The following is a 14399-nucleotide window of genomic DNA, read 5'->3' as shown; positions in this document are numbered from 1 at the left end:
CTGCCATTTTGGAATTCGCGTGCTTAAATCTTGGATTCTAAAGCTAATTTATAGCGAACGCAGAAATCTGCTTTGCTAACGTAAAAGAATAAACTAAAACGGTAACTTCATCTTGCCGAACAAACCGCCGTGGCGCTTTCCGCCGCCCATCATGCCGGGAAGCTGTTTCATCATCTTCTTCATCTGATCAAACTGCTTGACTATGCGGTTTACTTCTGTGATATCCACGCCCGCCCCCTTTGCTACACGCTGCTTTCTGGAAGCATTTTTCATAAGCTCAGGATTCAACCGTTCTTTGTTTGTCATGGAAAGGATGATCGCTTCCACCCGGTCCATGGCTTTTTCATCAAAATCCATATCCTTCATCTGGCCCATGCCTGGCATCATGCTTAATATGCTTGCCATGCCGCCCATTTTCTTTACCTGGTTCATCTGGTCCAGAAAGTCATTGTAATCAAATTCCGCCTTGCGGAGCTTTTGAGACAACTCTTTTGCTTTCTCTTCATCAACCTGGGTTTCGGCCTTTTCAATAAGGGAAAGGATATCGCCCATACCAAGAATTCTGGAAGCCATACGGTCCGGATAAAACTGTTCCAAATCGGAAAGCTTTTCTCCCATACCAACATAAAGAACCGGTTTTCCAGTCACTGCACGGATTGAGAGGGCTGCACCGCCCCTGGTATCACCGTCCAGCTTGGTAATGATAACGCCGTCAATGCCAATTTTGTCGTTGAACATTCCCGCTACATTTACCGCATCCTGTCCTGTCATGGCATCTACTACCAGTATCGTCTGATGAACATCTACCGCATCTTTAATTTCGATCAGCTCGTTCATCATGTCTTCATCAATGTGAAGACGGCCTGCCGTATCCAGAATGATCACATTCTGGTCATTCTTTGCCGCATAAGCAACAGCGGCCTTAGCAATATCTGCCGGTTTATGGTTTTCTCCCATGGAGAAAACGGGAACGCCCTGCTTTTCCCCATTGATCTGCAGCTGCTTGATGGCAGCCGGACGGTAAACGTCACAGGCAACGAGAAGCGGCTTCCTGCCCTTTGCCTTAAGCTTTCCGGCAATCTTGGCAGTGGTTGTCGTTTTACCGGCACCCTGAAGACCTGCCATCAGGATGATGGTCATATCGCTGGCAGGCTTTAACGAAATTTCAGTCGTCTCAGATCCCATCAGCTTTACCAGCTCTTCATTTACAATTTTTATTACCATCTGTCCGGGAGTCAGACTGTTCTGGACATCCTGTCCAATTGCCCGCTCCTGTACAGCGCTTATAAACTGTTTAACAACCTTAAAGCTTACATCGGCTTCCAGTAAAGCCATCTTCACTTCTTTAAGGGCTGTTTTCACATCGGCTTCGGACAAGCGTCCTTTGCCTCTTAAGCTCTTAAATACATTCTGTAATTTATCGGATAAGCTCTCAAAAGCCATCTAACGCCCTCCTAATGAGCTTCCAGCTCGATGATTTCGCCCGATATCTCCTCAATGCGATGGATCAGATTCATATCTGAACTGCCGGCAAACTCTTTTGTCAAACTCTGGATCTCTCTGGCCAGTTTTTTTGTCTGCTCAAACTTTTTTACCAGATGAAGTTTTTCTTCATAATCTTCCAGAATCTTATTGCACCGTTTAATGAGGTCATGGACCCCCTGACGGCTGATTCCCTGTTCCTCTGCAATCTCACTTAAAGAAAGGTCGTAAAAAACCACATCTTCGTAGATATGCCTCTGATGCTCCGTTAAAAGAGCGCCGTAGAAATCATATAATAAGACCTGTCTTGCAATCCTCTCCATATCATCACCTGGGATATCATACAATATTTTTTATTAGGTGTCAAGTGTTTTTTCTTTACACCCCTGTTTTATTTAACCGAATCAAGTAAGTCCCGCTTCAAATGAGAAAAGCATTAAGTGATAGGCGGGGACTTGCTTTAGTCCGCTTGACATTTTATTCTTCTCCCGGAATTGGTCGTTCAAGAAACTTCTTCATGTAATAATAAAGTTTCCTGCTGTGAACGATATAACTGCCATGCCCTTCTCCGGGAAGGATTTTAAGACGGCTGCCTTTAATTTTTGAGGCAAGATAACGGGTATGGGATTCACGGACCATATCTCGTTCTCCTGCCAAAAGAAGGACTGGGACAGGAATGCTCTCCAGCTCTTTGACTGTTATCTGGGGTTCATTCAGCATCATCAAAAGCTTTGGATCATGATTTATGGTTTCTAACAGAGCGAATAATTTAAGCCAGTACCATTTTAACCCCTGTGGATAAGCATTGGCGCCGCATAACACCAGTTTTGAAAAAAGCTCCGGATACCGTACGGCTGCAAGAATCCCAATGATCCCGCCATCGCTGAATCCACAGTAACAGGGTTTTTCAAGCTTCAGCTTCCTGACAAATTCAGCCACGTCTTCCGCCATTGCCTCATACCCCAGTGTTTTCACTCTGGAACTTTTTCCATGATCTCTGGAATCCAGGGCATAAACAGTATAAGTTTCTCTTAGAAGCTCCGCTGTTTCATTAAAAATACTATGATCCTCTCCATTCCCATGGACAAGAAGGATCGCCGGGCCGTTTCCTGACACCTCATAGTATAACGTGACTCCATTTACTTCAATATACACGGCTTCTCCTTATCTGATTGGAACAATCTCGATCCAATAGCCGTCAGGATCACTGATGAAATAGATACCCATGGCAGGGTTTTCATAACAGATAACGCCCATTTCCTTATGCTTTTTATAGAAGCTCTCATATTCATCCGTTTTGAATGCCAGATGAAATTCACATTCTCCCAGGTTATAAGGCTCTTTTCGTTCTGTTAAGTAAGTCAGTTCCAGGGTAAAATCACTTATTCCATCACCTAAATATATCAGTTTAAAGGAACCGTCTGCCGCTGTCTTTTCACGCACAGGGTTAAGTCCCAGTGCATCCTTATAGAATTTTAAGCTCTTTTCCAGGTCAAGTACATTAAAATTAAAATGGTTAAATGTAATCATACCGCTGTCACTCCTTTTCATTTTTCATACCGGCTGCGTTTCCCCTTTTATGGGATACGCTTTCGTACTATCCATCATACCATACGTAGGATCCCTCTTGTCAACAGCAACCGTATAACTTGTGCAGGAAATGTTAAAAGGTCCGGCCTTTCAGAAAAAGCCGGACCTTATTATAATCCTTATTTTTTCGGCATAAGTGCTTTCGTGCCTCCCATATAGGGCTGTAAAGCTTCCGGAATCTTCACGGTTCCATCCGCCTGTAAGTTGTTCTCCAGGAAAGCGATCAGCATTCTTGGAGGAGCCGCTACGGTGTTGTTTAACGTATGGGCAAAATACTTTCTTCCTTCTTCTCCAGAAACACGGATTTTAAGTCTTCTTGCCTGGGCATCGCCTAAATTAGAGCAGCTTCCTACTTCAAAATACTTTTTCTGTCTTGGGGACCAGGCCTCCACATCCACTGATTTCACCTTTAAATCCGCCAAATCACCGGAACAGCATTCCAGAGTTCTTACCGGGATATCCAGGGAACGGAATAAGTCAACCGTATTCTGCCATAATTTATCATACCAATCCATACTTTCTTCCGGCTTGCAGACAACGATCATTTCCTGCTTTTCAAACTGGTGGATCCGGTACACTCCACGTTCTTCCAAACCATGGGCACCTTTCTCCTTACGGAAGCAGGGAGAATAACTGGTTAAGGTCTGAGGAAGCTTTTCTTCCGGAAGGATGGTATCAATGAATTTTCCAATCATGGAATGCTCGCTGGTACCGATCAGATATAAATCCTCTCCTTCGATCTTATACATCATGGCATCCATCTCGGCAAAGCTCATAACGCCGGTAACCACTTCACTGCGGATCATAAAGGGCGGAATGCAATAGGTGAAGCCACGGTTTATCATGAAATCCCTTGCATAGGAAAGTACGGAAGAATGAAGCCTTGCAATATCGCCCATCAGGTAATAAAAGCCATTGCCGGCCACTTTTCTTGCACTGTCAAGGTCAATGCCGTCAAAGCTTTCCATGATTTCTGCGTGATAAGGAATCTCAAACTCAGGAACAACAGGTTCGCCGTAACGCTCTACCTCTACGTTCTCGCTGTCATCCTTACCGATGGGGACGCTAGGATCAATGATATTCGGAATGGTCATCATGATCTTTTTGATTTTTTCTTCCAGCTCACGTTCCTTTTCTTCCAACCCGGCCAGATGTTCGGAAGCATCGGTCACTTTCTTCTTCATTTCCTCTGCTTCTTCCTTTTTTCCCTGTCCCATCAAGGTGCCGATCTGTTTGGAAAGTTTGTTGCGTTCAGCTCTTAAAGCATCGCCTTCCTGCTTTGCTGTACGGTTCTGCTCATCAAGTTCAATCACCTCATCAACTAACGGCAGCTTGCTATCCTGGAATTTATTTTTAATGTTTTCCTTTACAATTTCAGGATTTTCTCTTACAAACTTTAAATCTAACATGGTATTCCTCCTGGTTTTTCCTCAATATTCTCTGCGAAAGTTGTCCGCATGATAGTCTGCCGTTGATTATACTACAAAAAAAGGGCAAAGAAAAGCCCCTTTCCTAAAATTCCCCATCCTTCGTCTCATTCTTATTACCGAATCAGCAAAGAAAGGATTTCTTCAAAGCACACTCCGTTTTTTATCGGAACATGCAGCTCATCGGATTTTATGATACTGGCCTTTACAAAACCGGCCGCTTTTTTCACTGCTTCTGTTAATGGAATCCCTTTCACGGTTTGGGCTGCAAGGATGCTGGAGAACACATCTCCGGTTCCCGGCCGTTCACTGCCGACATGAAGAGAACGCAAAAAGTGGGGCTCCCGGTCCTTCTCCGCCACAACATTGGTCACATAGTTGCCTTCCCTTACGCCAGTGATCACCACAGAATCTGGTCCCATATCCAATATCTCAGCAGCCATAGCAAGAAGCTCGGAACGCTTCCAGTTTAACGGCCGGTATTGTCTGCCGGTCAGGATACAGGCCTCTGTCAGATTTGGGGTCACAATGTCACCATAGCCCACCAGTTCCTTCATACGGCTGCACATCCGTTCCGTATAGGTCTGATAAGCCTTTCCGTGATCTCCCATAATGGGATCCACCAAAACCTTAGTTTCCAGTGTGCTGAAATCCTTAATCATGTCAATGACAATTTCAATCTGTTCCTCGGAACCTAAAAACCCGCTGTAAATCCCGTCAAAGGACAGATCCAGTTTCTTCCACTGTTCAATATATAAAGGCAATTTCTCCGTATAATCATCAAAAAAGTAGGTGGAAAATCCGGTATGACTGGATAGTATGGAAGTGGGAACCGGACAACACTGTACCTTTAAGGCTGAAAGAATAGGAAGAGCCACTGTGAGAGAACAGCGGCCATATCCCGACAGATCTTGAATAACAGCAATTTTTTTCTGATGTTTTTCTGATGTCATAAGAGCTCCTAACAAATTTTTGTAAATAACCCGGATCTGATCAGGGCATTTCTAAGAGGCATGTAAATGAGGACGGAAACAATGGCTGAGGTAACTGCATTAATAGAAGTGGATGCAACGTTCCATGCCAGCGCCAGTTCTGCCGCAGGTTTTCCCAGGATCAGAAGCTTGTAAAAATAACCGACCAGAGGATCAAAAATTACATTGAACAATAGTCCTCCTGCCACTGCCGTGATGGTCCAGGTCAGTATATGCTTTTTATCAGAGGATTCATTGATCTTTCCGATTCTATGGGCCAGAAATCCGGTGATAAGGCCGATGCACAGTTTTAATAGAAAGGTCTTTGGCGCATATACCACATAAACCGGATCAAAAAGGTCTCCGATGGTCATGCCGATAGCGCCGCCTAAGCCGCCGTACAGCCCGCCTAATAGAAGTGCTCCCAAAACGCAGACCGCATTCCCCAAGTGAATGGAAGTGGCATCCCCTCCCGGAAGCGTGATCTTAAATTGCAGGAATGTAAATACTACGTAGGACATAGCGGCAAACAGTCCTGTCAGTGCGGTTTTATAAATCCTGTTGTCTGTTTTACTCATTGGTAATTCCTCCCTTGCTGCTCTTGTTGTTCATTATCTTAGCACGCAAGTGGAGTGATATAAATATCCAGTTTCGATATATTAAATCATACCAGTTTAGTCATGGGACAGGATACAAATCAAGGTGCCGGACGCGAATTCAATCGTGCCCTCCTCACCGGTCAGCTCATTGCTGATACACAGGCTGGTTCCTAAGTCAATATCCTTTTCATAAAGAGGATATTTGAAGCCGGTCAATGTGATTTTCTTCACTTCTTTGAACAGGGGAAGGAAGGAAATATATTTCCCCCATAGTGTTTCAGCCTGAAACGACCTTCCCTTTTCAATCACTGTGATCCAGTTTTTTTCATCAACAATGGCTGCTTCCACACCCTTTTTTAAGCAGGCATAAAGAAGATGAAGATTCCCGATAAAATGGTCCATCCTTCCTCCTGTTGCCCCCAGCAGGACCAGCTTTGAACAGCCAAGCCCTATGGCAGTATTTATGGCAAGTTCTGTATCAGTTTCATCCTTTTCCGGTTTATGAATTTCCCAGGTGATATTGTCTGAACTGTTCTTATATTCTGCCAGGACATCTTCTGCCACCGTATCAAAATCCCCAACAATGGCATCCGGCTTTAACTGAAGCCTGGAAAGGGCTGCAAGTCCCCCGTCCACTGCGATGATTTTATCAAACCTTTTGTTTTCTAAGAATCTGCCGGCAAATCCATAATCCATGGTTCCCCCGGTAACGATCAAACCTGTAGTTTCTTCTTTCACCCTTCATATTCCTCAAATATCTTTAAAAATGCTTTTGTATTGTCAGCCGCATTACCTTTAAATACAGCGGAACCGGCCACAAATACATTAGCACCTGCCTCGATCAGTTCTCTCACATTATCACAGGTCACGCCTCCGTCAACCTGGATATCTGTGTCTAAATTCCGCTCCCTGCAGATGCGCCTTAAGGCCTTAACCTTATTAAGGGTATACGGAATGAATTTTTGTCCGCCAAAGCCTGGGTTTACCGTCATGATTAAAACCATGTCCACTTCGGAAAGAATGAAATCCAGGACTGATAAGGGAGTTGCCGGATTAAGGGCCACTCCGGCCTTTAGGCCAGCTTCCTTGATTTGATTTATGGTACGGTCTAAATGAGTGCAGGCTTCCGCATGGACACAGATGAGATCAGCTCCCGCTTCTTTGAAATCATCGATATATCTTCCAGGTTCCTCAACCATCATGTGAACATCGAATATCCGGTCCGTACAACTCCGCAGGCTTCCGACGACTGGCATTCCAAATGAAATACTGGGCACAAATGCACCATCCATCACATCCAGATGAATGTACTGGGCTCCTGCCTCCGACACTTCAGCTACCTGCTGTCCAAGAATTTTAAAGTCTGCCGCTAATATGGAAGGGGCAAGTTTAAGCATATTAATATCTCCTTTTCTCTTTTAGATCCTGATACAAAAGCCGGTAATTTTCATATCGGCCCCGGTTTATTTTTCCTTCTTCTACCGCAGCCTTTATGCCGCAGGTTTTTTCTCCTATGTGCACGCAGCCCAGAAACCGGCATTCGTCTTCATAGGGTCCAAACTCCGGAAAATAATCCTTCAGATGACTGCACTCTAAGTTTTCCAAGTACATGGAACTAAATCCCGGCGTATCCATAAGGTACGTATCCCGTCCGATGCCGAAAAGCTCAGAATGCCTGGTGGTATGCTTTCCTCTCTGGATTTTCTCACTGATATTTGCAGTCTCCATCTCAGCCTGAGGATAAAGGAGGTTGGTTAAGGAGGACTTTCCCACTCCGGAAGGTCCTGCCAGAACCGTGGTTTTCCCACGCACCAGATCTCTGATTTCCTCAATTCCCTGATCGTCATAGGTACTGGTAAAATACACAGGATAGCCAGCCGCCTCATAGATTTCTCCAAGAGCCAGCTTTTCTTCACTGCCTGACAAATCAGTTTTATTAAAACAGATTTTTACAGGAACCTCCTGAACTTCCATCATGACCAGAAAACGATCCAGCAGATTTAAGTTGGGTTCCGGATGGGTAATGGCAAACAACACCAGCGCCTGATCCACATTGGCTACGGCCGGACGAACCAGGACGTTTTTCCTTGGCAGGATCTGATCAATGTTTCCTTTCAGTTCTATACTGTCCAGAACAGAAAATTCCACATCATCTCCAACCAAAGGTTTTACGTTTATATTGCGGAAAACGCCCTTTGCTTTGCACTCATAGATGTTTTCGTCCGTGCCGTTCACATAGTAAAAGCCTGCAATTCCTTTCAAAATTTTTCCTGTCATATATTTTCCTTTTTCCTGCCCGCGCTTTTGGGGCATGAAGGGATACCCGAAGGGTGTGTTCCTTACGATTGCGGCACCGGTATAAATGTGATGAAATAAGAATTAATCACATCGCCGGTCTCTACATTTACGATCTCTACGGTCCCGCCGGAAACGCCGTAAGCGCCTTCTATATTTTTAAATGATACGGGAAGCATCTGGTCGCCTGCCATGGTAACAGGTCCCATTAGCTCTCTGATTTCGTCTCTTCCATTTACAGACTGCCTCAGCTGTATCTTTAAAGTAAGCTGGGTGCTGCCGGAACCTGGTCCGATAATGTTTTGCAGTGGATAAGACTTATCAATGGAAGCCAGATATTTGACTTTGGCCTGCTGGGCAGTTCCGCTGCTGATAACATAATTCACAGCAGTTCCCGACTCTACCTGGCTGTCAGCGGTTAAGGACTGGCTGATGACATTGCCGCGGGGAACTGTCTCAGAAGCCGCTTCCGTAACCGTTCCCTGGACCAGTCCCACGTCAGCTAACATCTCCACGGCCACCTCCTGGGTCTGGCCGGTAATGTCCGGAACAGTGACCGGATTGACAAGAGCCGGACCGCTGCTTATAACCAGAGTCACGGTTTCACCTTCTTTTGCCTTATCAGGGCTGTAGCTGATTACATATCCGGCTGCTACGGTATCGTTGTTTTTCTGTTCCTCATTGACTTTCAGACCATTGCCCTCCAACGCTGCCTTGGCGGTAGCGCCATCCATCTTCTCCAGACCAAGCGTTGTTAAATCAATGGTTTCGTGCTCCGGTCCCTTGCTGACCACCACATAGACAGCAGAATACTTATCAATTACCGTACCCTCTGCCGGGTCCTGGGACACAATGTCACCTTTGTCTATGGCGTCATCAAATACGTAATCACTTACCTTCATATACAGGCCGCCGTTATCCTTTAGCTTTTGCTCTGCAATGTCCGTAGCCAATCCCACAACGCTGGTCATTTTCACTTTTTTGTCGCTTAATGTTTCTTCCGTAGAAATCTCCGCAGTTGATTCAGTTTCCTTAGGAGAACCGGAACGGAACAAACCTCCTACCTTAGAGAACACAATGACCAGTACGATCACGATGAGAATGGCAACAACAACACCCGCCGCAGTGAGAAGCCTTTCGATTTTAGGATTGATGTCATCCTCTGAATCCTGTTTTCTGGCTCTGCCGTTTCCTGACTGTCCGCCCGCATTTTTTTCCGGACGGCGTTCCGGGCGCTGCTCCTGATTTCTGTTTCCATTACGGCCGGCAATAGGATCTGCCTGGATCTTCCGGCCGGAACGAATCTGTTCCAACTCCGGTTTTCCGATAATAACTGTCTGGGAATCATCCACCTGGGAATTATACTGTACAAAATCTCCGTCAGGATTGACAAGCGCCTTCCGTAAATCGGATATGACCTCTTGCATGCTGCCATAACGGTACTCCGGTTTCTTTTCGGTACATTTTAAAATAATATTTTCAAGCCCTACCGGAATGTCCTCATTATAATAGCTTGGCGGTGTGATAGGGTCTTCCAAATGAGCCAGGGCAACAGTCACTGTATTATCACCCTGAAACGGAACTCTGCCAGCCACCATTTCGTACATGGTGATTCCCAGAGAATAAACATCGCTTCTCACATCGCTGTAACCGCCTCTTGCCTGTTCAGGGGATATGTAATGGACAGAACCTACTGCGGTCGCGCTTAAGGTCTGGGATGAGGCGGCCCGTGCGATTCCGAAGTCAGCCACCTTCACTTTTCCATCCCTGGCTATGATGATATTCTGAGGTTTGATATCCCGATGTATGATCCCTTGTTCATGAGCAGCTGCGATTCCCTGTGCAACGGAAATTGCAACGCCGATGGCCTCTTTCACATCAAGACAGCCTTTTTTATTAATATAATTTTTTAATGTAATTCCTTCAATCAGTTCCATGACAATGTAATGGAGATCCCCTTCATCTACTACATCATAGATGTTTACGATGTTTGGATGGGATAGGCGGGCAGCCGCCTGGGCCTCCATTTTAAACTTGCTGACAAAACCGCTGTCTGAACTGAATTCTTCTTTTAAGACTTTTATGGCTACAGGGCGGTTTAATTTATGGCACAGGGCCTTATATACATCTGACATCCCGCCGGAACCGATCTGATCCAGTATTTCATATCTGTCCTGTAAAAATGTCCCCGGTCTTAAGATCATAAGCTTACCTCCCTGCCAATTTGCGGATCAATTAGAACAACAGCTATATTGTCTTTCCCGCCATTATCATTGGCTATTGTAATCAACTTTTCTGCTTTTTCCTGCAGCTCCAGTTCTGAGCATATAATTTCTTCTATCTCAGCGTCCTCAACCATATTGCTGAGTCCATCGGAACACATGAGCACATAATCTCCAGGTTCCAGACTGACTTCAAAAAAATCAACCTCCAGCTTATCCTCTGTACCAACCGCTCTTGTTATAATATTCTTTTTTTCCTGATAATCCCGGCTTCCCCGTTCCAGTTTGCCTAAAGACACCAGTTCTTCCACGTAGGAATGGTCCTTTGTAATCTGTTGCAGCCGATTATTATTAACCAGATACAGACGGCTGTCTCCAACATTAGCCACATACATCGTAGTGTCTTCGATCACTGCCGCCACCAAAGTAGTTCCCATACCGTTTAACTCTGTACTTTTCATGGATTCCTCATAAAGCATTCCGTTGACCTTCAAGATTTCCTCCCGGAGAAGCGGAACAATACCAGACGAATCCGCCTGTTTTAAGTGAGCCACCAGACTTTCGGCTATATATCTGGAGGCATAATCTCCGGCCTGATGGCCGCCCATGCCGTCTGCAACTAAAAAAAGATTGGGCAGCGTGCCCAAAGGCTCTGCCTGGGCATAGACATAATCCTGATTGGCCGTACGGACTCTTCCGGTGTCCGTCATAGCGCAAGCCTTCATCGTTTCATTCTCACTTCCTCTTTATTTCTGTAAGCAACGTGCCAGGTGCAGGAATTCTTGTATTCCTTTATCCGGCGAATGCTTCAAGGGTCATATACCCTGTCATTTACTGAGGAGTATTTGACTCCTGATTTAAAAAGCTTTTCCTCAGCTGTCCGCAGGCACCGTTAATATCCCGTCCCATCTCTCTTCTTATAGTAACATTTATTCCATTTTTTTCAAGAAGATTTTTAAAGGCTTCTATTGCCTTCCGGTCTGACTGCACGTAGTTGCGTTCCTTAATAGGATTTACCGGAATCAGATTTACATGCCCGTGCTGGCCCTTTAAAAGAGCCGACAAGGCGGAGGCTTCTTTTAAATTGTCGTTGACACCGCTCACCAGGCTGTATTCAAAGGTAAGCCTTCTTCCGGTTTTATCAAAATACGTCTGGCAGGCATCCAGTACATCCTTTAGAGGAAAACGATTGGCAACGGGCATCAGGGTTTTTCTTACTTCATCGTTTGGTGCATGAAGAGACAACGCCAGGGTGATCTGCAGATCCTCTTCCGCCAGTCGAAGAATTCCAGGAACGATGCCGCAGGTGGATACCGTTATATTGCGCTGGCTGATATTCAGTCCGTTTTCATCCGTAAGAAGGCGAATGAATTGAACCAGATAATCATAATTGTCTAAAGGTTCTCCGGAACCCATGACAACCACATTGGAAACCCGTTCCCCGGTAATTCTTTGAATGCGGTATATCTGATCAAGCATTTCAGAGGGAGTTAAATTTCTTTCCAATCCGTCAAGTGTGGAAGCGCAGAACCGGCAGCCCATGCGGCAGCCCACCTGGGAAGAAATGCAGACGGAATTCCCATGCTTGTATTTCATCAGAACGCTTTCAATCACATTTCCATCGGAAAGGGCAAATAAGTATTTTCTTGTTTCATCTATTATTGAAATCTTTTCCTCAACAACGGTAAGGCAGGTAAATTCTGTCAGCTGTACAAGCTTTTCCTTCAGTGCGTTAGGAAGATTTGTCATTTCATTAAAGTCAGAAGCCAGCTTCTGGTGCATCCATTCATAAAGCTGTTTGGCACGGAAGGGCTTTTCTCCAATGGATACCATATAGGATGTCAGGTGTTCCATATCCAGAGATTTTATATCTATTTTATCCATTATCCATTTCCTCTATTCTGCCCATGCTTTTTGGGCAGGGCCCACCCTGCTTTACCGGGTGTAAAGGTATGCCTGTCAGGCACTACCTTTTCTGAAATGCCGCGATGAAAAATCCGTCACAGGGATGGATTCCCGGCAAAAGCTGTATAAACTCCCGGTTTGCGGCGGCTGAATCCAGCCCTTCTCCAAGTTTTCCCTCCAGGCTTATACAGTCAAAAGGAAAATGCTCAAGAAACCACCTGGCATTTTCTTCATTTTCTTTTCGATTTATGGTACATGTACTGAAAATCAGACGTCCGCCCGGTTTTACATATGCCTGGACAATCGACAGGATATTCCGCTGGAGCGCGGCCAACGAATCCAGGGCTTCCGGTGTCATGCGGTATTTGATATCCGGCTTACGTCCGATGATCCCAAGTCCGGAACAAGGCAGGTCGGCAATGACGATATCCGCCTTTTCCACTGAATCCGGGTCAGCAACCAGCGCATCCTGGATTTTTGTTCGGATATTTAAAAATCCGCATCGTTTCATATTTTCTTCGACCATATTTATCTTTAAGAGGTTTAAGTCACGGACCTCCACCATACCAGTCCCGTCAAGCTTATCTGCTATATGAATGCTCTTTCCTCCCGGTGCGCCGCAGACGTCAATGACGTAATCTCCCTTTTTAGGGTCAGCGATTTCACCTACAAAGCTGGAACTTAGATCCTGAACCTGGATATATCCCTTTTGGAATGCCTCCAGTCCTTCCAGGTAATCATATTTTTCAATGCAAAGCACTGCTTCTGAGATTCCGGACTCACTTACTTCTGTCCCCTGCTTTTTAAGGCTCAGAAGGATTTCTTCTTTTGAAGCCTTTGCAAAATTGCAGCGGACTGTGGTTTTCTTATTTTTTAAAAAGGATTCCATCATGGTGACTGCTGTATCCCTGCCATAGGATTCCTCCCACATGGATACGATCCATGCCGGCATAGAATAACGGACAGAATCATCGGGCCAGCCAAGTCCCTCTTTATTTCTGGAAATATTCCTAAGCACTCCATTGACAAAGCCCTTTAATCCTGTAAATTTCCGTTTCACGGCAAGTTTCACCGCCTCGTTGCATACGGCGGAATCGGGAACACGGTCCATATAAAGAAGCTGATAGACCGACATGCGTAAAATAGTGCGTATTACCGGTTTCATCTTTGAAACTTTTGTATTAGAAAAGGAATCAATGATATAATCGATCTGAAGCAGGTATTCTACAGACCCCTCTACGATTCTGGAAATGAAGGCCCGTTCCGATTTATCCAGATACTGATACTTATTTAAAGCCTGGCGCAGGATGATATGGCTGTAGCCTCCCCGCTCCAGAATCTCTAACAGGATATCCAGTGAGATTTCCCTGCTGTCTGTCTCTTTAGTCATCATTCCTTCTTCCTCCAAACAAGATCACCAGCCTTAGAAGCTGTAGCACGGTTGCAGCAAGCGCCGCCACATAGGTAAGGGCTGCCGCACCCAGCACTTTTCTGGTATAACCTAATTCCTGGTCACCTAAAATCCCCACCTGGCCCAAAAGAGTGACCGCCCGGCTGGAAGCATTGAATTCCACAGGCAGGGTGATCAGCTGGAAAATTACTGCCAGAGAAAACAGGATCAGGCCGATATTAACTAAGGGAGAACCGATTCCCCCTATTATTACCCCAAGAATAATGAGAGGCAGTGCTGCCTTGGAGCCAATATTGGCTGCCGGCACAATGGCTGCCCGAAGTTTCAAAGGAATATAACCTGTGTTGTCCTGCATCACATGTCCGCATTCGTGTGCTGCCACACCGATTGCTGCCACTGATGTGGAACCATAAACAGAGTCAGACAGGTTAACAGTTTTAGTTCTGGGATCATAATGATCCGTAAGCTGCCCGCCTACAGACCTTACCTGAACATCA

At 45.4% G+C, this 14399-nt stretch carries 15 protein-coding genes; all 15 read right to left on the bottom strand.

The features are described 5' to 3' along the window. Nucleotides 1–93 precede the first annotated feature (93 nt). Nucleotides 94–1443, bottom strand: coding sequence for a signal recognition particle protein (gene ffh, locus RT269_RS27400; RefSeq protein WP_025233210.1), 1350 nt, complete (start codon nt 1441–1443; stop codon nt 94–96). Nucleotides 1444–1454: 11 nt separating this feature from the next. Then, entirely contained in the window at nt 1455–1805 is a 351-nt protein-coding gene (gene ylxM, locus RT269_RS27395; RefSeq protein WP_100304586.1) for a YlxM family DNA-binding protein, read from the bottom strand. A 154-nt stretch (nt 1806–1959) separates the two neighbouring features. Further along, nucleotides 1960–2637, bottom strand: a complete 678-nt coding sequence (locus tag RT269_RS27390; RefSeq protein WP_313187457.1) for an alpha/beta fold hydrolase — start codon at nt 2635–2637, stop codon at nt 1960–1962. Nucleotides 2638–2646: 9 nt separating this feature from the next. Then, on the bottom strand, nt 2647–3012 hold the full coding sequence (locus RT269_RS27385) for a VOC family protein (protein WP_313187455.1): 366 nt from the start codon (nt 3010–3012) through the stop codon (nt 2647–2649). Nucleotides 3013–3191: 179 nt separating this feature from the next. After that, on the bottom strand, nt 3192–4481 hold the full coding sequence (gene serS, locus RT269_RS27380; RefSeq protein ID WP_313187453.1) for a serine--tRNA ligase: 1290 nt from the start codon (nt 4479–4481) through the stop codon (nt 3192–3194). 134 nt (nt 4482–4615) lie between these two features. After that, nucleotides 4616–5452, bottom strand: a complete 837-nt coding sequence (locus RT269_RS27375; RefSeq protein ID WP_313187452.1) for a pyridoxamine kinase — start codon at nt 5450–5452, stop codon at nt 4616–4618. Between the two features lie 8 nt (nt 5453–5460). Further along, nucleotides 5461–6048 carry an ECF transporter S component gene (locus RT269_RS27370; RefSeq protein ID WP_313187450.1) on the bottom strand — a complete coding sequence of 196 codons (588 nt, stop codon included), beginning with the start codon at nt 6046–6048 and terminating at the stop codon, nt 5461–5463. 96 nt (nt 6049–6144) lie between these two features. Then, nucleotides 6145–6765 (bottom strand): thiamine diphosphokinase, encoded by a 621-nt coding sequence (locus RT269_RS27365; RefSeq protein ID WP_313187460.1) that lies wholly within the window; start codon nt 6763–6765, stop codon nt 6145–6147. Nucleotides 6766–6803: 38 nt separating this feature from the next. Continuing rightward, nucleotides 6804–7466 (bottom strand): ribulose-phosphate 3-epimerase, encoded by a 663-nt coding sequence (gene rpe / locus RT269_RS27360; protein WP_313187448.1) that lies wholly within the window; start codon nt 7464–7466, stop codon nt 6804–6806. Nucleotide 7467: 1 nt separating this feature from the next. Continuing rightward, nucleotides 7468–8346, bottom strand: coding sequence for a ribosome small subunit-dependent GTPase A (gene rsgA / locus RT269_RS27355; protein ID WP_313187447.1), 879 nt, complete (start codon nt 8344–8346; stop codon nt 7468–7470). Nucleotides 8347–8408: 62 nt separating this feature from the next. Then, complete coding sequence (pknB, locus tag RT269_RS27350) at nt 8409–10568, bottom strand: Stk1 family PASTA domain-containing Ser/Thr kinase (RefSeq protein WP_313187445.1); 2160 nt, start codon at nt 10566–10568, stop codon at nt 8409–8411. Next, nucleotides 10565–11311 carry a Stp1/IreP family PP2C-type Ser/Thr phosphatase gene (locus RT269_RS27345; protein ID WP_313187444.1) on the bottom strand — a complete coding sequence of 249 codons (747 nt, stop codon included), beginning with the start codon at nt 11309–11311 and terminating at the stop codon, nt 10565–10567. The genes pknB and RT269_RS27345 overlap by 4 nt, the downstream gene beginning before the upstream one ends. A gap of 106 nt (nt 11312–11417) precedes the next feature. Beyond that, a complete protein-coding gene (rlmN, locus tag RT269_RS27340; RefSeq protein WP_313187442.1) occupies nt 11418–12470 on the bottom strand; it encodes a 23S rRNA (adenine(2503)-C(2))-methyltransferase RlmN in 1053 nt (350 codons plus the stop codon). Between the two features lie 82 nt (nt 12471–12552). Continuing rightward, a complete protein-coding gene (rsmB, locus tag RT269_RS27335) occupies nt 12553–13884 on the bottom strand; it encodes a 16S rRNA (cytosine(967)-C(5))-methyltransferase RsmB (RefSeq protein WP_313187440.1) in 1332 nt (443 codons plus the stop codon). Next, the coding region (locus RT269_RS27330) for a zinc metallopeptidase (RefSeq protein ID WP_313187439.1) at nt 13874–14399 on the bottom strand (526 nt) is incomplete at its 5' end. The genes rsmB and RT269_RS27330, both read right to left, overlap by 11 nt.

Origin of the sequence: Lacrimispora sp. (assembly GCF_032078915.1) — a bacterium.
In the GTDB taxonomy this organism is placed as follows: domain Bacteria; phylum Bacillota; class Clostridia; order Lachnospirales; family Lachnospiraceae; genus Lacrimispora.
This window is presented reverse-complemented; position numbering and strand designations above follow the sequence as displayed.